The organism is Aphanizomenon flos-aquae FACHB-1287 (assembly GCF_014698755.1).
GTDB classification, from domain to species: Bacteria; Cyanobacteriota; Cyanobacteriia; order Cyanobacteriales; family Nostocaceae; genus Dolichospermum; species Dolichospermum flosaquae.
In genome coordinates, this window is the sequence record NZ_JACJTO010000055.1 from 1 (window position 1) to 20,031 (window position 20,031).

The 20,031-nt window shown below is 34.0% G+C and carries 11 protein-coding genes; 6 read left to right on the plus strand and 5 right to left on the minus strand.

Features of this window, described 5'->3' with window-relative positions:
• From H6G44_RS18395 to H6G44_RS18420, 6 genes are all read left to right on the plus strand, one after another.
• Positions 1 to 1,208: hypothetical protein (locus H6G44_RS18395; protein WP_190595385.1), on the plus strand; the 1,208-nt coding region annotated here is incomplete at its 5' end.
• A gap of 43 nt (positions 1,209 to 1,251) precedes the next feature.
• Positions 1,252 to 1,779 (plus strand): CIS tube protein, encoded by a 528-nt coding sequence (locus H6G44_RS18400; protein ID WP_190388017.1) that lies wholly within the window; start codon positions 1,252 to 1,254, stop codon positions 1,777 to 1,779.
• Positions 1,780 to 1,815: 36 nt separating this feature from the next.
• A complete protein-coding gene (locus H6G44_RS18405) occupies positions 1,816 to 3,585 on the plus strand; it encodes a VgrG-related protein (protein ID WP_190388018.1) in 1,770 nt (589 codons plus the stop codon).
• Between the two features lie 35 nt (positions 3,586 to 3,620).
• Entirely contained in the window at positions 3,621 to 4,115 is a 495-nt protein-coding gene (locus tag H6G44_RS18410; protein WP_190388019.1) for a PAAR domain-containing protein, read from the plus strand.
• Positions 4,116 to 4,211: 96 nt separating this feature from the next.
• Entirely contained in the window at positions 4,212 to 6,458 is a 2,247-nt protein-coding gene (locus H6G44_RS18415; RefSeq protein ID WP_190589284.1) for a ShlB/FhaC/HecB family hemolysin secretion/activation protein, read from the plus strand.
• A 544-nt stretch (positions 6,459 to 7,002) separates the two neighbouring features.
• Positions 7,003 to 9,252 (plus strand): putative baseplate assembly protein, encoded by a 2,250-nt coding sequence (locus H6G44_RS18420; RefSeq protein ID WP_190388021.1) that lies wholly within the window; start codon positions 7,003 to 7,005, stop codon positions 9,250 to 9,252.
• 108 nt (positions 9,253 to 9,360) lie between these two features.
• On the opposite strand, the gene H6G44_RS18425 is transcribed toward H6G44_RS18420, so the two are convergent.
• The 5 genes from H6G44_RS18425 to H6G44_RS18445 form a co-directional block, all read right to left on the minus strand.
• Complete coding sequence (locus tag H6G44_RS18425) at positions 9,361 to 10,617, minus strand: pentapeptide repeat-containing protein (RefSeq protein WP_190388022.1); 1,257 nt, start codon at positions 10,615 to 10,617, stop codon at positions 9,361 to 9,363.
• Between the two features lie 28 nt (positions 10,618 to 10,645).
• Complete coding sequence (locus H6G44_RS18430; protein ID WP_190388023.1) at positions 10,646 to 13,102, minus strand: transcriptional regulator; 2,457 nt, start codon at positions 13,100 to 13,102, stop codon at positions 10,646 to 10,648.
• 35 nt (positions 13,103 to 13,137) lie between these two features.
• Complete coding sequence (locus H6G44_RS18435; RefSeq protein WP_190388024.1) at positions 13,138 to 13,959, minus strand: MinD/ParA family ATP-binding protein; 822 nt, start codon at positions 13,957 to 13,959, stop codon at positions 13,138 to 13,140.
• Positions 13,960 to 14,063: 104 nt separating this feature from the next.
• Positions 14,064 to 15,692 carry a CHASE2 domain-containing protein gene (locus H6G44_RS18440; RefSeq protein WP_190388025.1) on the minus strand — a complete coding sequence of 543 codons (1,629 nt, stop codon included), beginning with the start codon at positions 15,690 to 15,692 and terminating at the stop codon, positions 14,064 to 14,066.
• A gap of 6 nt (positions 15,693 to 15,698) precedes the next feature.
• On the minus strand, positions 15,699 to 20,031 hold a 4,333-nt coding region (locus tag H6G44_RS18445; protein WP_190595386.1), incomplete at its 5' end, for a CHAT domain-containing protein.

Consider the following 20,031-nt stretch of genomic DNA (forward strand, 5'->3'; position numbering starts at 1 on the left):
CAGAAGTAGTTGAAGAAGAAATTCCTGCTGTTCAAACTTCTATAAATTCAGTTGAAGAAATTCCTGCTATTCAAACTTTTAGAAATTCAGAAGTAGTTGAAGAAGAAATTCCTTCTGTTCAAACTTCTATAAATTCAGTTGGAGAAATTCCTGCTGTTCAAACTTCTATAAATTCAGTTGGAGAAATTCCTGCTATTCAAACTTCTATAAATTCAGTTGGAGAAATTCCTGCTATTCAAACTTCTATAAATTCAGTTGGAGAAATTCCTGCTATTCAAACTTTTACAACTTCAGAAGTAGTTGAAGAAGAAATTCCTGCTGTTCAAACTTCTATAAATTCAGTTGGAGAAATTCCTGCTATTCAAACTTTTACAAATTCAGAAGCAGTTGGAGAAATTCCTGCTGTTCAAACTTCTATAAATTCAGAAGTAGTTGAAGAAGAAATTCCTGCTATTCAAACTTCTATAAATTCAGAAGTAGTTGAAGAAAAAGCAATTTCTCCATTACCTAAAACTATAGAAAATCTAGTTTCCACAAAACCATTAGGTTCTTCAAATCTTTTAATCCCAGAATATAATCTGCTGACTTCTAACCTTAGCTATAAACCGCTTCAAAATATAAGAACTAATATTCAAACAAAAAGAGAAATCCAACCTAGTTATTCATCAGAAAATAATCTACTAATTAATGCAAAAAATAACCTAATAAATTCAGAATTTATTCATAATAATACACCATTTAATATTCAGAAAAAATCAAAAAATATTAATCAGCAAAGTAACGAACAATTACAACAACCTATCAATACAACAAAGATACCAGAATCCTGGTCAAGTCTAGAGGAATTAGTTGGTAATGATTCCAATCAAGTTAATACTGAAACAAGCAATATCCAAATGTCTTCTTTACCTACCCAAGAAAGAGAAAATTTAACAAATATTGATACAGAATATTATAATAATTACTATACTAATAGTAATGTTTCATCTGGAATAGAATCATTAGTACAAATGTCACGTACAGCTTCTGAAGAAGCAACAAATACTAATCAAACAGAATCATCTAGTAATACTTCAGTCAAAGGAGACTCTGAGGATAATTCAAAAGACGCAGACTCGAAAAATTTTGAGATATTAGCACGAGAAATATACGCTTTCATCCGACAGCGTTTAGAAATAGAAAGAGAACGAGGTAGAAATTACTATTAATCTCTTAAAATTATCAACTTCAATCAAAAGGAAACTACTATATATGTCAGAACCTCTAAAAGCCAAACTCATATCTATTGATAGCTCTTATCATGTTGAATTCAAGTTCAATCCAACGCAGCTAGATTTTAGTCGTAGTATAAGTTTAGAACAATCTGCTGGCGCACGCACTGAGAAAGGAATGAACAAAGCTAGTTTCAAACATCCTAATCCTTATACCCTATCTATTAATAATATTCTTATAGATAAATATGAAAGTGGAGGCGATGTTATTGATGATATAGAAGCGTTCAAAAAGACTGTTGAGTTTGGAGTGGAAGTCGATGGTGTTAAAAGACCGCCACTTTATTTATTCACATGGGGAGGCCAAAATTATTTACAATGTTTTGTTAAAACATTGAAATATAAATTAACAATGTTTAACGATAAAGGTCTACCAGTTAGAGCATTTGTTGATTTAACCCTTGAAGAAATAGATTTATCAAGTAAAAAAGGACCAGGACCTACACCAAAACCTAATGAAAACGTACGTGAACAAAACAAAGAAAAACGTAATAATATCAAGAAATAAATTCAGCTAAAAATTTTAGATACCTAAATAGATATTATGCCTCAAAACAGTTATGCAGCTAAACCAAATCTAGAGATTGATGGAAAATCCGCTCCAGAAGAATTGATGAACGATATTTTGCAAATTTCTGTTGAAGAAAGTTTACATTTACCAGGAATGTTTACCTTAGTAATTAATAATCCTTACTTATCAGGACGTGAATCTAATGAGCCAGCATGGAAACATCAAAAGTTATTTGAAATTGGTAAAAAAGTAAAAATAGGATTTAGATCAAGTACAACAGCAGAATTTCCAGAGAATCAAGAAGGCTCGATTATTGAAGGAGAAATTACAGCCATGGAGACACACTTTACCAGTGGTTCTCAAGCACCAATTATAATTCGTGGTTATGATATTTCTCATCGCTTACATCGGGGACGATATAATCGCTCATTTTTGAATATAACGGATGCAGATATCGTTAAAAAGATTACCGGAGAAGTAGGTATATCAATTAATAAAGTTGATGATACTAGCGACGTTCATGAATATGTTTTTCAAGAAAACCAAACTAATATGGAATTCTTAAAAGAACGAGCTACTCGAAATGGATTTGAATTTTTTGTTCAGGATGGAAAATTAAACTTTCGTAAACCAAAGGTGGATAATGAATTAGCACTAAAATGGTTAAAAAACTTGCACAGTTTTCGAGTTAGAGTTACTAGTAGCCAACAAGTAAGTGAGGTACAAGTCCGTGGTTGGGACTACTCTAAAAAAGAAGTTATTGTAGAAACGGCCAATTCAGAACAGGTTTTTACTGAAACTCAACATGGTAAAGGTAGTCAAAAAAGCACCGCTTTTAATAGTCAACCTAAAATGATTGTCGTAGACCAACCTGTATTTGATCGCAAAGAAGCTAAGAAAATTGCTCAAGCTTTATGTGATGAATTAGGAGGTGAATTTGTCCATGCTGATGCTAGAGCCGAAGGAAACCCCAAAATTAGACCGGGACAACAAGTTAAACTAGAAGGAATGGGAAAATATAGTGGTAAGTATTATGTTACCGAAACTCGCCATCTTTACAGTGAAAGACTATACACGACAGAGTTTAGTGTTAGAGGCTTAAAACAAGGCGATATGCTCTCAATTATATCTCCTCCCACCCAGTTACAACCTGGACAAACTCTTTTAGTGGGGATAGTTACTAATAATAAAGACCCAGAAGGTTGGGGTAGAGTTAAAGTTAAATTACCCACATTAACAGAAGAGCATGAAAGTCATTGGGCACGAATTGTTGGACATGGAATTGGAGCAAATCGCGGTAATGATTGTTTACCAGAAATAAATGATGAGGTATTAGTCGGCTTTGAACATGGAGATATCCATCGTCCTTATGTACTAGGAGGAGTCTGGAATGGTAAAGACAAGCCCCCAGAAAACGTGAATAATACAGTTGATGGTGGTAAAGTTAGATTACGAACATTCACTACTACTAGTGGTCATAAAATGCAATTTGTAGAATCTGACAAAGGTGGTGTAAAAGCGGGATTTGAACTGAAAACAGTTAAAGGTCATCATATTCACATCAATGATAGTGAACAATCTGTAACAATTAAGACTAAGGGTAATCATAAAATTGTCTTAGATGATCAAAACCGCAAGATCGAAATTAAAACCAGTGGTGGTCATAGTTATGAACTTAATGATAGTTCTGCTACTATTAGTATTAAATCATCAGGTAATATTCAAATTGATGCTAGTGGCTCTATTAATATTAAAGCCGGTGCTAATATTTCCCTGAAAGGTGCTGTAATTCAACTTAATTAAAGTCATTTATTCACATTGAATCGCAAAAAATTCCTATGGGTAAGCCCGCAGCTAGAATAACTGATAACGTCGCCCATCCTTTACCCCCAGTGTTAACACCTGGTCCAGGTAGCCCCAATGTCTTAATTGGTGGATTACCTGCGTGGAGAGGTATACGACAAGTATCAGTTGCAGCTTTAAAAGCAGCTAAACAGGCATCTGATACGACAATTCAAGTAGCAGAATCCGCTACTATGTCTACTACTGGAACACCAGCATACCCAGCCGCTAAAGCCGCTGAAGAAACAACAAAATCCATCGCTGCGGCTAATATGGGTAGCATGATTACCAGTAGCGCTGGAGGTGCAGATATCCATATCTGTTCTACACCTTTACCAATACCTCCTCATGGACCTGGAGTGGTAATTGATGGTAGTAGTACAGTTTTCATTAATGGGTTACCAGCCTGTTCTATGGGTTGTACAATTCTAGAGGCTGTTGGTCCACCCAATAAAATTGTTAGTGGTTGTTCAACTGTTTTAATTGGTTAAAATTGAGGAGTTAGAGGGAGATTTGTTACAAATTCCCCGAATATAATATCTAAATTTTTTGAAAAATTGTTTCATTTGAGATAGGGAGTTTTTGTGATGAATTGGTATTTAGGACAATATTTACTCATGGTTCCAGGATTACTAGTTGTCTTAGGTAATCTCCCTCCTGCTCAGGCTATTTCTAATTCTAATAATGTTTTTTTACCCTATATTGATCAAATAAAAACTAATTTAGTACCAGGTTTATTGTTCCGATTACCATCGGAAATACCATCTCTTGATTCTTTAGCAAGTCAAAAAAGTGATTATTCGGTTAAAGTCTCACCTTCTCTTGTTAATTCTGGCATAACTGTGAGTATTTTTGATTGTAAACTTGAATCCCAGGCTTGTTTAATTGGTAACTTCTCAGTTAGTTCTCCAACTGCTTCGGGAAGTAAAGAAGAATTCAATCAGCATCAAAATATAGGGTCAGGAATTAATCTCAATAATCAAATTCGTGGCTATTTAATTAATGGTCTCAAACAAAATCCTCCTGCTCAATTTTCTTCAATTATGTGGAAGCAAGATAGCTTAATTTATCGAATTAGATTTAGGGATAAAAATCCCGAAAATATTCTTGCAATGGCTAATTCTATGGCTAAATCAGTACCAATTAATAAATTAAGTAATAACGATAATTTAAGTGTTAAGAATAGCAGCGAAACATCTAATTTATCGAAGCCAAATTTACCAATAAAACCCAATTCAGATAATACTCGTACTTCTGCTGTAGAATTTACGAAACCATCTATAAAAATCAAACCAACTGTAAAAGTAAAACCACCTGCTATAACTGAAATTACAAGCAAACCTAAAATAGCTCTGCTTCCTATTCGTAGCATTCAAATTAAAGGTAATACCGTTTTTTCTGAAGATAAATTTAATTCTATTGTTCAAGAAGTTGAAGGTAAAGATTTTACTCAACAAGAGTATATTCAAACAATCCAAAACATTACTGATAAAATTAATGCTTTATATCAAAAGGATGGCTATATCGCTGCTGCTAAACCATCTGAAAATGATCCAAATCGTGGGATAATTCAAATTAATATAACAGAAAGTTATCTCAAAAATATTAGAGTTGAAGGTACTCAGCGATTAAAATCCTATGTCCTTAATCGTCTACAATTATCTAAGACAGAAATTATAAATACTGCCAAAATTGAAGATAAACTCAGGCTTTTGAAACAAGATTCACTATTTACTGATGTGATAGCCACAATCAAACCACTTAATAATCACGAGAAAGAATTAGTCGTTACTGTTAAAGAAGCGCCAACGGTAGCTGCGAACGTCAGTGTTAACAACTTTTCTCCTGCTACTGTTGGTTCTGAAGGAGTAAATGTAGGTCTAAACTATCGTAACTTAACCGGACTTGGAGATGAATTTTCAGCTAATTCCACTATTTCTAATACTGGTGGAAATAAGTTATTTGCTATTGGTTATCAAGTTCCTTTAAATGCAATGAATGGTAGTTTACAATTAAGTGCAACATTCAATTCAACTAAAGTTACCCAACCACCATTTGATGTTCTAAATATTCAAGGGGAAAAACAAATTTATGAAATATTTTATCGTCAGCCTTTAATACGTAGTTCTACAGAAGAATTAGCATTATCTTTAGGTTTGAGTATTGATAATGGTCAGACTTTTATTTTTGATAAACCAACTGGTTTTGGTTTTGGACCTGATAAAGATGGTGTCAGCCGCACTAGTGTAGTTGCATTTCGTCAAGATTATCGTAAGTCAGATATATCAGGAAATTGGTTTTTAGGATCAGAATTTAAGATTGGAACTGGATTATTTAATCCCACTACTAATGATAGTCCAGTTCCTGATGGCTATTTTTTAAATTGGAGTGGTTCATTACAACGAGAACAACGCCTGAGCGACTCTAATTCATTACTAATCAGAGCTAATGCACAAATCACACCTGATAGCTTATTACCTTCTCAACAATTTATTATTGGAGGTGGACAGTCAGTCCGTGGCTACCGACAAAATGCTCGCTCTGGTGATAATGGACTTTCTCTTTCCATTGAAGATAGAATCAGTTTAAATTCTAACTTTCAAATTGCACCATTTCTAGATTTAGGAACAGTTTGGAATGTTGCTAATAATCCGAATCAGTTATCATCACAACCATTTTTGATTAGTTCAGGTTTAGGAATTATTTGGAAGCCATTTAAATTTATTCAACTACGTCTTGACTACGCTTTTCCTTTTATTAATTTGCAAGATAAAGGTAATAATATTCAAGATGATGGTTTATACTTTAATATAAATGTTCAACCTTATTTTTAATTCTACATCCATTCCTCCACCTACTTTATAGAATTTTATTTTCTGATTCTTTGATTCATTATATCCAGAAGGTGACAGACGAGGGATATATACTATTAATGGGCGATAAGCCCGACCTAGAAATCGCTTGTCCCAGTTGCTTTGAACCTAAGATGACCAAAAACACGGGACAAAAGCCTCATCAGTCTAGGACGAGTATTGTGGTAGAATTTTGTGTAGTCGCTTTATGATATTAGGAGACTTTAAACGGACTTCGAGGGATGGTAAGACTATTTTCATCAGTAGATGGACGGGAAATAATCAAAATGTGTAATGATATGTAAATTCAAATCCATGTATTATTATAAAACAAAATATATTTTGACTTTCCTCCACCTACCTACTTACCACAGCCCAATGAAGCATTAAGGAATCCTTTCTTATACAGCAGTTTCCGCAAACTCTTGTGGCATCTTACCCGCTAGATATGTAACTCATAACACCGGGAAGTGCTGTAAAAGGAAGAAAAAGTATAAAGTATGTCAAATATCAAAAATTAATTATCATGACTAGAGAATTTAATTTTTTACCAGAATTACCTAAATCAAAATTAGACGACCGCGAATTTGCTGATTTAGTAAATGAGTGTTTATTACGAATTCCTCGCTACTGTCCAGAATGGACTAACTATAATCCCAGTGATCCAGGAGTCACACTAATTGAACTGTTTGCTTGGCTAACTGACCAAATGCTGCTGCGGTTTAATGAAATTCCTCGTCTCAACTATATTACTTTTCTGGAATTGTTGGGAATCCGTTTACAACCACCCACACCAGCTAAATGTCATGTTACATTCTACTTAACAACATCTTTTCCAGAAGCAAAAACTATTTTAGCGGGAACTGAAGTAGCGACAGAACGGACAGAAAGCGAAGAAGCAATTATATTTGCCACAGATCAAGATGTGATAGTTTCTCAACCAATCATTAAACATCTTTTAACATCTACGGAAAAGGAACTAACACCTAAAATACTGGATAATCCTTTTAGAGATAGAGATTGGATTCCAGAACAAAATGGGAAGGAATGGAGAGGTCGAGAAACAAACTTGTTTGCTGAACAACCCCAAGAGGGAAATTGCTTTTACATAGTCTTTAACCCCGATGAACCAATTACAGGTAATGTTATTGTTCTGAATATTAAAGCATTAGCAGCTACTACTACAGGTATCATTCCCGAAAATCCACCTCGTCTATGGGAAGCATGGAGTGGAGATGGAGAAAAAAAAGGATGGGTACCAATCTTAGTGAAAGAAACTTATGACGTAACAGAGGGATTCAGTTTTAAAAAATTTGCCCGGGAAGGAGGAATTGCTAATCAAGAAGGAGCAGATATTACTTTACATCTACCATTAAACTTGCCATCATCTATTTTTGATACCTATGAGGGACGCTGGATACGTTGTTCCTACACCCCATCACAAAGTGTCAACAATGATTATGGGTATACTCGACCCCCGCGCATTATCTCGATTTCAGTGCGCTCTATTGGCGCTAGTTCCATAGTAACTCAATCTTTTCGCATTGAAAATGAAATATTGGGAGAAAGTAATGGAAAAGCAGGTCAGACTTTTCAATTACAAAGAACCCCTATTTTGCCAAGAAATGTACATTTGGAGTATATTTTAGTTACCCCTCCTGGCGAACAAGCTATGGAAGAAACATGGAGTGAAGTCGAACATTTTGGCGAATCTGGTGAAGAAGACCGTCACTACACAATTGATGCGATTACTGGTAGGGTGCAATTTGGTCCACTGATTCGAGAACCTGCTCAAATTAAAGAATCGACTCAGGTTCGTTACCGTCTCCAAAAACAAACAGATACAAACATCATTGATATAAACCAAATTGAGCCACAATCTCGCCAGCGCCAATATGGTAAAGTTCCACCACGGGGTTCAATGATAACTATGGGAGCATATCGTACGGGTGGTGGACAAGCAGGAAATGTACCTAAGGGAACAATTAGGATTTTAAAGTCAGCTGTACCTTATATAGCTAGGGTAGAAAATTATCAACCTGGACGAGGTGGTAGGGATGCGGAAAATTTAAACGCGGCTGTAATCAAGGTTCCACAATTTCTGCGGACACGCGATCGCGCTGTAACTAAAGAAGACTTTGAAACCTTGGCTATGACTGTGGGTACAGTAGCTCGCAGTCATTGTTCAACCCCTCAACCTGGTGAATCTGATTATAAACCAGGACGTGTAAGGTTATTATTGATTCCTCATCCTGCTCATGATGATGCTATTGAAAAATGTCTTGGATTTCACCCCAGTGAGTTTAATCTGACTCCAGAACTTAAAAAACAAGTCAATAACTATTTAGATGAACGGCGATTATTAGGGATAGAAATAATCTATAAACAGCCAGAATATCTAGGGGTATCTGTGCAAATTCAAGTTGCTTTAGAGCCGGAATATGATAATTCATCAGCTAGAGAGGAAATTAAGAAAAAGTTGTTAATTGCTTTGTATCGCTTTCTTAATCCGATCACAGGTGGTTTTGATAATCAGGGTTGGCCTTTTCAGCGACCTGTTTATAGTTCTGATATTGTGAGGTTATTTCAACCTATTTCTGGTGTACGTAGTATAGGTGTAATTAGGTTATATGAAATCCGCCAAAATCAAGTATCAGAAATGTGGGAACGCAATCCAGAACCACGCACAGAAATTAAGCTAAGTCCATTAGAATTAATTTGTTCTTGGTCTGATCAGAATCTAGCGGATTTTGAACACAAAGTTGATTTGCTTTAGAGGATGTTTGAAAAGGCGCAAAAGTAGTAAAAAGCTTTTTCAGTATCAGTAATTGAGAGGGGTACAAAGAAGCTTGTCGCCCCTCAACTTAATTCCTTTAAATTTAACTTACGGACAACCGTATTCGCTCCCGTTAGGCATAATTGCTTTACATAAGTAGGCTTCCTTTAAGTTAGTTCTCTCTAAGCGAGCAGATTTGAGATTAGCCCCTGCTAAATTAGCTCCTGCTAAATTAGCTCCTGTCAAGTTAGCTCCCTGTAAGTTAGTGCTTCTGAAATCGCTATTATATAAATTAGCCTCTTGAAAATTAGTATTACTTAGATTTGCACCACGCAGTTTAGCATTACTCAATTTAACTCGAAATAAATTAATACCACTTAAATCCGCTTCTTCTAGATCTACTCCAGAAAGATTCTGATTTTCCCCACCCTGATTTGCAATTTCCCAAACCAAACGCCATTTGGGAGCAATAATAGTTCCCTCATTAATTTTTGTGCTTTTTAAGTTTACTTGGCGCAGATCGGTATCAGATAAATTAGCATAACGCAAATCAGTTTCCAGGAGTTTTGCACCTCTGAGATTAGCTCTACTTAAATCAGTATAAGCTAGTTTAGCATTACTCAGATTAACCTGAGTTAAATTTGCTCCTCGTAAACTTACAATAAATAAATCAGCTTTCTCTAAATTAGCCTCCTCTAAATTAGCATAATCAAGATTAATTCCTTGTAAAAGTGATCCAGCTAAATCTGCTCCTGGTAATTCCTTACTAGTAGCTTGATTAACAAGTTTCCAGACAAACAACCATTTGCGATCTATAACTGTGGTGTCACTAATTTTAGCTCCTCTTAAATCAACATGAAATAAATTCGCGCCTTCGAGATTAGTCCCTGTTAAATTAGCTCCATTAAGATCAGCACCTTCGAGATTAACACCTTTCAAGTTAGCTTGATTCAGTAAAGTATTCCCTAACTTTGTATTTTTCAAATTAGCCATTAATAAATTAGCTCCTGATAGATCAGATCCTGAAATATCAGTCATCATTAAGTTGGCATTTTTTAAATTTGATGATTTAAAATTTGCATTAGTAACATCAGCATTTTGTAAATCAACTTTTTCTAAATTGGCATTTTCTAAATTGGCTCTTTTAGCCTTAATATCTGTAAGTTTAGCTCCTCTGAGATCAGCACTTTCTAAATTTGCGCTATCAAACTTTAGCCCTCTGAGGTTGGCATTGCGTAAATCACACTTTTTACATTCTCCAGTTGTTAATAGTTTTTCAACATCTTCTTTATTTGCAGCTTTTCCCGGCACATCTAAGCTAAAAAAAGCAGCTAAGAATACAAGTATTATCCAGTAATAACGCATAGCTAAGATTCCATAATAATTGATTGTATCATTGAGCTTGGGGAGGTAATTCCGCAGGTGGTAAAGAATTACTTTCAGGATCATTTACGACTGGGTTGATGAGAGGGGGTATTACACTAGGTTTAACACTGGGTAAATTGGGATTTTTTTTCGACTGATTACCATCAGATAGTTTAGGAGACAAAGAAGGACTTACGGGTAAACCTCCAGATTTAGAATTACCTAGAGGAAGTATAGGAGACAGAACAGTTTCAATAATTGTGGAACGACTTACTTTTTCCCCAGATTCACTGATAGCTTGCAAAGTAATTGTAGACTTGGTGGAACTGGAACTGAGACTATAATCTATATTTCCCTGCTGAGGAACAGTACCAGGTGCAGGAAGAAGTTCTATTTTAGTATTTTTATTACCTATCACTTTCCAGGATATAGCCAAACTCTTTTCTTGACCAGGGACTAAGGGAAATACATAAGTTGGTTTAGCGTCTTCTCCTGCAATTTTAAATTCAGAAATTATCGGTGCTGGGGACTTAATTTTTATCAAGTCTGTTTTTTTCGATTCTATTTTTTCTGGTTTTCCGTATTTAGGTATAACCGCCAATTCAAAAATATAATTTCCGGGTTTAGTCGCAGTAGGGATATTTTTACAAATCAATTTTTCTGAAGTAATTTGACAATACTGCTGTATTAACTGAGAACTAGTATTGATATCATATCTCTGAAGTAGACTAGGAATTCCCCCTTCTGAAGATTTGCCAATTAATGTTAAATTTTGGATTTGTTCTGGATGATTAATTTCCCAATTAAGTAGAATTTTATTATCTACTGAATTTTCTTCATATACTGGTTTTGTGGATGTTAGTAAAGTTATTTGAGGTTGAGGAATTGGTTCAACAATTATTTTATTGGTCTTCAGAGATTTTGAAAGAATTTCCTTTCCTTGCTGATAAAAAATCGTGAGTTCAAAGTTATAACTCCCTGATTTACGGGCATCAGTTATCACATTTTGACAATTTAAAATCTGCTGTTCATTAGTACAAAGCTGTTGCAGTTGTTTAGGAATGCCCCCTTGAAAATCATACACTACAGGTGCGCTAGTAATCGTACCATCAGGAGAAAAACCAGTTATTTTAATATTTTTCAGTTTATTTAGTTCAGTAATTTGCCAATTTAATTGTACGGCATCATTGTTAATTTCTTTATAAAAAATACTCTCTGGATAAAATTGGACAATCGCTGGTATTGGTTTAGGCTTTAATAAAAGCCACCACACCAAAACAGCACCAGTGACAATCACTCCTAAAATCAATAAAGCCAACAATAGAAAATGCCACCAAGGACGAGATTCCCAAATCAATGCTCCTGGAAAGCGATTATTAATTAACGGAACATCATAACTATCTTCAATTTCAACAATAAAGTTGAACAACTTGCCATAAAAAGGTCTGCGCCACCATGATTGGGGAAGCTGTACTTTTAAATTAACATTTTTTGATCCTCCAGGTAATAAAGATATTGTTTCTGAATCTAAAATATAAGTGCATAATTTTTCCTGATCTGTGCTGTCAACATTAAGTTTTAATTTTCTCAAGGTATTGCCTTGATTATAAAATTGTAATTGAAATAGTCCTGGTAGATTTTTTACCTTACCTACCTTTGTTAACATTGCTATATCTAATAGATAAACATCACTAACTTTAATATGGAATATATCTAGTAAAACTAAATGAGGTTGATTATTTGAATACAGACGAATTGTGGGGGAGTGAATTCCAGCCATACTAGTTTTAGGAACAGTTAACTCCAGAACAATTTCCCCTTCTTCTCCAGGGTTTAACTCTAGTGAGTTGGCTATAGATAATAATTTTGATCCGCTTGAATTTTTCAGATATTTAATCTGACAGTTATCCTGGGGAAAATCTGCCCAAATCAGGTTTAAATCTGGACAACTTAGAGAAAATCTATCTACTCGTTGTGAACGGTTATCAACTTTAACTTTTATCTCTAGTTTTTCTCCCACGTTGATTGGAATAGCTTTAGATGAGCTACTATATGGCTCAAGAGAGAAAGTGGGGTCACTTGTTATATTTGATGATTGAATAAAAGACTTAACTAGAAGTGTACCAGTATGCTCAACACGATTTTCTGGATAGTGTTCTGGTGCTGGAGCATCTACTATTAAAAGATATTCATATAAACCCAATTGTAGCTCTCTTGGAATATCAATTTCAATTTCAACTTCTCCACTTTGTCCCGGATTTAAACCTAATCTTTGAGGTGAAGGTAAACGACCTAAATTAATTCCAGATGTACTATCTTTATATTTAATATTCTCTATATAAACATTAACTAGAACATTTTTATATCCTTCATTAAATACTGTTACTTTGAGCTTTAAATTTTTTCCAGCTTGAGCAGTAATTACGCCCGCAGGATTTGTGATCAAAGTTAGAGGTTTTTGGATAGTTAAATTGTGTTGATTCATGTATGTAATATGGTTTTTAGATATTTGCATTAATTTTAATAGATACGAGAAATAACTTTATTAGCTATTTTTTCGATTTCTTTACTCCAAGGATCTTCAGGATAATTTGCATAGAATAATCCAGATATATCAGATTCATCACTTGGTGGTAATGAAGATACACCTTGGAATTTTTTGGGTATAGAAAACTCCATGATTCTTTCTGATTGAGGTAATAGACCAATTACAGTAGCTTGTTTTTGGAAAAAGTTTTGTACTTTTGCCGTTAAATCATCTTGATCAATATTATTATTGATGACTTTATTCATAATTAACATTTTCTTAGGTATCTCTAATTTTTGAGCAATTTCTAATGCCATAGTGGTTTCTTGGATATCCTGTTTATCTAGACGTAAAACTATGATAATTGCATCAGATATACTCATACTTAGTAAAGTTGTCTCCCTAATCCCAGCAGGACAATCAATAATTAGATAGTCAATTTTTTTCTGATCAATTAAATCCTTAAATCCAGTACAAAGCCTATTATAATTTAATTCCGTCCTGAAAATATTGGCGATATCTCCTATTTTTCGACTTGAGGGAACAATATCTATTTTAAAATCTTTCTGATCAATTTTAAAATTAAATGTATGTACAGCTTGATTAATACTAATAGCAGGGTTCATCAGATAATCATTCAGATAATAATTCATGTTTTGGATTGCAAAAAAATGATGTAATCCGGGAGCATAAAGATTAGTATCTATAATACCAACATTACCTTTTTTCTTAGCAATTACCGCAGCTAGATTAGCAGCAATTGTAGATTTACCGCTACCATCTCGAAATGAGTAAAGAGATATAATCTTAGTCATAAGTTTAGTTAATCCTCTAGATTTTATTAAGTAAGTAATGGAACAGAATTAATTGCATAACTGTTTTCCCGTTCCCTGCAACAAATGAATTTAATTTGGTCGGACTATTTATTAGGGTCTTCATAACGGTTTAATAGATATTGGGATCTCTTGGCCAATGCTCGAATAGATTCTTTTTTCTGAGCTAAGGATTGAGTAAGCATATTTTCCCAATCCTGACGTATTTGCTTTGCTTTTGGTGCTAATTCCTCTAACCAATTGTCAAAAGTAGATAGTTCATTAGATAGTTCATAATTTTTATGATAATATGAATCTTGAGTTAAATCATGTTTTTCATAAATTAGTTGTTGTTGCAATTGATTAGCTTTTTCCTGTAATTGTTGAAAAAACTCACTACGGGCTATTCTTTCAGATTGTTCTTTCTTTTTACTTTCCTCCTCGCGGACACTATCCCAATCAATTTCGGGAGCTATACGAATTCGTTCGCTCCACAATACAATCACCGAAGTTCCCCCAAGGACAAAAAATGAGGGCAGCATCGGTAACCAATATGCAAAAGAGTTTAAACCTACCCAACAAACCGCAAATAATCCGCCCATAGTGATGACTACAGATGTAATAACTAACCATGTTGGGGATCTTCGCCAAGTTAGTAATCCTCCTACTAGTGCCCACCCCAAAATCCACAGACAGTCTTGCCATTCATCCCAATACAAAATTTGTGAAGAACGGCCATTTTCAACCGCACTAATAATTTGACTAGCAACTTGAGCATGGATTAATACTCCTGGGGTAATAGCATTTTTAGTATAGGGAGTAGGGAAAGTATCTTTAAAACTTGTACCTGTATAGCCAATGAAAACTGCCCGATCTTTAATTTTCGCATCTACTTGATGATTCAGCAGTTGAGAAAAACTTACTATTTCAATAGGTTCAGGATTTGAACGGTAGTTAATCAAAATCTGATAGTCATTAGTATCCAAATTTCGATAACCTCCAGCATTACTTTTGAGGCGTTTGAACTCAGCTTTACCAATTTTCAGAGGTGTGTTATTAGTAGGGACTGTGATATTGATATTTTCAGGTAAGTAGTATTGTGCAACTAAAAAGGGTACAGATTGGAGCTTTTGCTGAGGATCATTACAAAGATGTTTTTGTGGATAAGAAATCGGAGGTGAAGAGATTAATAAAGCCCGACGAATAATGTCATCATGATCGGGACGGACATTAAGAAAACCTACTTGTGCAGGATCAATACTAGATGGTGGTGCTATGCCCTGATCTTTTTTGGCATCACTCATTCCACAAGCTACAATGACGTTACCATTTTCAAAAGCTTTATTTAATTCAGGACGACCTTTACCAATTTTAATATCCCGAAATATATCTAAACCAATTACTCTTGCATTATTATCTTGAAGAATTGTGATAACCTCAGCTAACTTTTCATCTGATAGAGGATAAGGAATCTTATTATTAATATCATCATCAGTAAAGCCAACCACCAATAACCGATGATCCTGTTTTTCAGGTAATCGAAGACTAACTAACCAATCAAAAGCATGAAGTTCCCAAGACTGTAATAGTCCAATTTGTCTGACTCCTGATATTGTGATTGTTAAGCCTACACTGACAATTAATACTTTACTGCTCCATTTAGACATTCCCTGAGAAAGTTGTGGATTAGATAAGAAAGCATTAATCCTTGATTTTAATCGAGAAGTTAAATTCATAATTAATCACCAAAAATTACCAATTAGAGTAAATGCGCTCCAGTAATAAGGATGAGAGAAATCCGTATTTCCTAAACCTTCTAGTCCTTCAGGTAGTTTTTGAATACGCTCATCATTAATCACTAAATAACCATCTTGGAACTTAACTTTTTTCTCAATCATATCAATTTGAGCTAGACGCAGGGCTTCTGCCTTAACTGGATGAGATTGTGATTGTAAGTGTTTGTAAAAGCTGGCCATTAAGGCCAAAGTCCCAGCATCATTTACAGACCAAAGACTAGCTAAAACTGATTTAACTTTTGCCTTTACCGCTAGACCAGCAAATCCCATTCCGATTTTCTTGTCTGCTTCGCTATCGTTATTACCTATAGCTGTTTCACAAGCACTCAATACCATTAAATCAACAATGGGATTATCCAAACTGAGTTTAGTTTTAATTTCTCCAAGTTTTACCTGTTCATTACCAAATTGGATATAAGAGTTATCGATGACTTTATCAAATCTACCATGAGTGGCTAAATGAAGTATCCGAAATCCATTTGATAATCGGGCTGTTTTTAGGTTACTAGTTGTAAAATCTTGGTTAAGATAATACTGCTTAGTTTTTCCAGATTTATCTGCTGATAATTTATTGTTCCAGATATGAGTAATTGCCTCTAATTCTACTGGTACGGCTGGCAATTGCGGTAATGTTTCAAACACTGATCCCCCCATTGCTAAAATTTGTGTATCTTGTAGATTAAAAAATTCCGGTGTTTCACTTAGTGTTAATGAGGCACTAGGTATAACACTAATTTTATATTTTTTGATCACAAAATTATTCTCGCTGTCACGAAGTGAAGCAAGTGGTAAACCTCGCAAATCTGTATCCATTACGAAAGCTAGAGTATCAATATTCATTGTTTCTAAATCTTTAGCAATTGGTTCAATTAGGATATTATACAACTTTTGGCTAATTTCCTCATATATATTACTTGTTGCTAGATCAGGGTCTCTAATAATGCTCATGTATTCATTCCGAATCTTTTGAATATCTTGTCTAGTGATGATTTGAGGATTTTGCTTTTGGTGAGGATTTCTTACAGGTCGACTAATTTTTTCTCCATTGGCTGTGATCACTTCTAGATATAATTCGTCCGTAGGTTGATCATTTGATTTATTTTGGGGATAAGACCACTCTTGATTATTTGCCTTAAAAACGGCATAAATAATCGCTGGGCGTAAACCCCTCCTATCGGTAATTAGTTGTAATCTCTCCTTAAGAATCTTCTCGGGCAGAAGTCTTTCTTTCTCACCCAATATTTTCGCAATTTCACTGTCAATTTTTGCTTCTGCTCCTAAGCTTTTTTCCGATGTATCTACTGATAATATAGGGTTAATTGTGACAAAATTATTTTTAGGAACATTGGGTGGCGGCTCTTTGCTAATAATATCAATACCCGCATTTTTATAGTTACCAGGAATGTTAATATTACTTAATTGATTTCCTTGAACTATAATTGTATCCACTGTGCCACTACCAGCAGGATTTCCTTGAAGATCTAGAGGAAGTGGAACTTGACCTACTTTCAATATAGATGCACCATGAGTAAGTTCAAATGTACCACTTTTAGTTAATCCTAGTGTAGATAAACTGGTATTTATGCCGCTAAAGGAGGGAAAAGTACTGTTAGCGATAAAATAAACTAATGATTCAATGGTGATATTGCCACCTTGACCTCTGTTGCTTTCTGCATTAATTGAGCCAACTTGAATATTTTGATTACTCAGTCCTAGACTAATATTCCCAGCTTGTCCAAAAGTAGCACTGGAATTAATTTTACCAGTTCTTAAACTAGAAAATGGTTCAACTGTAATATCTCCACCATTAATACCTGAACTATTAATATTACCTGTGGTCACTAACCCATTAGCTAATATTTCTGCGGTTAATTGTTCTACTGGAATATTTCTAGGTGTAACTTTGATAATAACTTCTCCACCTATACCATTTATTGCACTACTATTAATATCTTTAGTATTAATATTATTGTAGGCATCTAGGGTTATATTGCCACCATTTCCCGTAGTAGAACTAGTATTAATATTGCCAGTTTGAATTTGTCCATTAGAGGTGGTAATTTTTACTGGTTGTCCTTGAGTAAGAATATCACCTGTAGTAATATTCTGGTTAGCGTTGAGAGTGACACTGGCATTATTTGTACCATTAATATTACCATTTCCAGTGATTGTTCCCATGCTGATAGGCGATTGTAATATTAATGGATTTTTTAAATTAAAATCACCTGCTAATGTAATTAATGCACTATTATCAACTTTAGCAAAGGTAATAGAAGTAAATCCATCTTGGATAAAGTTCATTTCTGTCGTGTTCAAGACTAAATTTCCTAGACTATCATTACCTGTTCCTCCTAAAATAATATTTTGAGTTGTTTTTAAAGGGAAAATATTTAGACTTACTCCTGTACCAATAACATTATTATCAAAGTTTAAAGTATTAGTATTTAGTGTGGAATTACCAGTAAATTTCACTATATCATTATAAGTTTGTCCATTTGCACCGACAGTAGTTACATCATTATTAATTTCTGTACTTCCTCCCATATTTGTAGTTATAGAATCTAAAGGATTATTACCACCTACTGCATTCTTTAAGTAAGTAATTCCTGTAGTATTTAAGATTAATTTTCTGGCAATACCTTGAGAATCAATAGGATTATTAAAAGTTAAATTACCACTATTTGTACTTTCTAAAAGAATACTATTTCCTAACAGTAGATTATCTCCATAAGTTTGACCTCCTGTTGTTGTAATTTCAGTAGTTGTAATCACTGTACTACCATTAGCATCAGTAATTAAAGCAGAAAGAGGACTAACAGAACCTACTAAATCATGAAATCTCGTAGTTCCTCCCGTATTCACTGTTAAAGTATGAGGTTCAGTATTAATATTGCTATCAACTGTTTTATTAAAACTAATATCTCCATTATTACTACTTTCTAAAACTGTATCGCTAGCAATTTCAACAGGATTATTATAAACTTGTGTACTTGTTGTTTTTAATGCACTACTGTTAATTATTGTTATCCCCATACCACCAAAATTAACAGAATTTAAGGAAGTATTTACCCCTATTTTTTGAGTTTCATTTTTACCTAATGTAGTTTTTTCACTACTATTAATAGTTAAAGATTGTCCTCCAATTTTGTCACCATTAATATTTCCATTTAAAGTAATATTCTTACCACTTAAAGTCATATCGTTTAATAATAAAATATTACCAGTATAAGTTTGATTATTTTTAGTAGTGATATCGTTATATATACTAATATCACCTAAAAAATTCAAGCTATAATCTTTATTGCTTAGATTTATCGTATTATTACTAGCTGCTATATGAATAAAATCCTCCACTTTGCCAATAGTAACATCACCTGTAGTATTAATATTTGCTAAATCACTATTGTTAACATTAAAATTATTGGTAAAGCCAGTATTACCTATAAATACAAAAGCAGAAGGAGTAGAAGGTTGTAAAATTAAATTAGCCGTACCCAAATCCACAGTACCAGTTAATTTCACGTCTGCGGCATTAATTGCGAGATTATGATTATTTGTTGTGGTATTTCCATTAAAACTCAAAGTTCCTATACTGTTGCTATCCCTATCTGCGGTTAAAGTAGTATTTTGATTTAAAGAAACTTTTGTATTATAGGTTTGATCATCATTAGTAATAATATTAGCTTTAATTTCCGTCGTTCCTGTACCATTAGTAGTTAATTTTTTTAAACTTGTTGTATTTCCAATTGTATTTTCTAAAGTGATATTAGCACTACCACCATTTAGAGTTAAATCACTATTACCATTAACTGTATTATTAAATATAATTCCATTTCCTGTTAATGTAGTATTTTTAAACAGATTTACAGCCCCAGTATAAGTTTGTAAATCGTTAGTGGTAATATCGTCTTTAATATCTATTATGTTACCACTTGCTGTGAGGTTGGAAGTTCCTACTGTCTTTTCAAAAGTGAGTTTTCCTGTTCCAGAATTTGCTGTTAAATTACTATTACCATTAACTGTATTATTAAAAGTAATTCCATTACCAGTTAATATGGGATTATTAGCAATAGTTACAGTATCATTATAAGTTTGATTTCCGGTGGTTTTCACATTACCATTAAGTTGTGTTGTCCCACCTGAATTTGTGGTTAAACTGGTAGCAATAACATTATTAAATGTGGTTGTACCTGTGCTATTTGCGGTAATATTTCCTAAATTTATATCATTGGTAAAGGTTAAATTTCCTGTTCCAGAATTTGCGATTAAATCTAAACCT

Coding starts and splice junctions, on each gene's coding strand:
- H6G44_RS18405 (WP_190388018.1), top strand. CDS start 1,816: ATGCCTCAAAACAGTTATGCAGCTAAACCAAATCTAGAGATTGATGGA.
- H6G44_RS18420 (WP_190388021.1), top strand. CDS start 7,003: ATGACTAGAGAATTTAATTTTTTACCAGAATTACCTAAATCAAAATTA.
- H6G44_RS18400 (WP_190388017.1), top strand. CDS start 1,252: ATGTCAGAACCTCTAAAAGCCAAACTCATATCTATTGATAGCTCTTAT.
- H6G44_RS18435 (WP_190388024.1), bottom strand. CDS start 13,959: ATGACTAAGATTATATCTCTTTACTCATTTCGAGATGGTAGCGGTAAA.
- H6G44_RS18430 (WP_190388023.1), bottom strand. CDS start 13,102: ATGAATCAACACAATTTAACTATCCAAAAACCTCTAACTTTGATCACA.
- H6G44_RS18440 (WP_190388025.1), bottom strand. CDS start 15,692: ATGAATTTAACTTCTCGATTAAAATCAAGGATTAATGCTTTCTTATCT.
- H6G44_RS18410 (WP_190388019.1), top strand. CDS start 3,621: ATGGGTAAGCCCGCAGCTAGAATAACTGATAACGTCGCCCATCCTTTA.
- H6G44_RS18425 (WP_190388022.1), bottom strand. CDS start 10,617: ATGCGTTATTACTGGATAATACTTGTATTCTTAGCTGCTTTTTTTAGC.
- H6G44_RS18415 (WP_190589284.1), top strand. CDS start 4,212: ATGAATTGGTATTTAGGACAATATTTACTCATGGTTCCAGGATTACTA.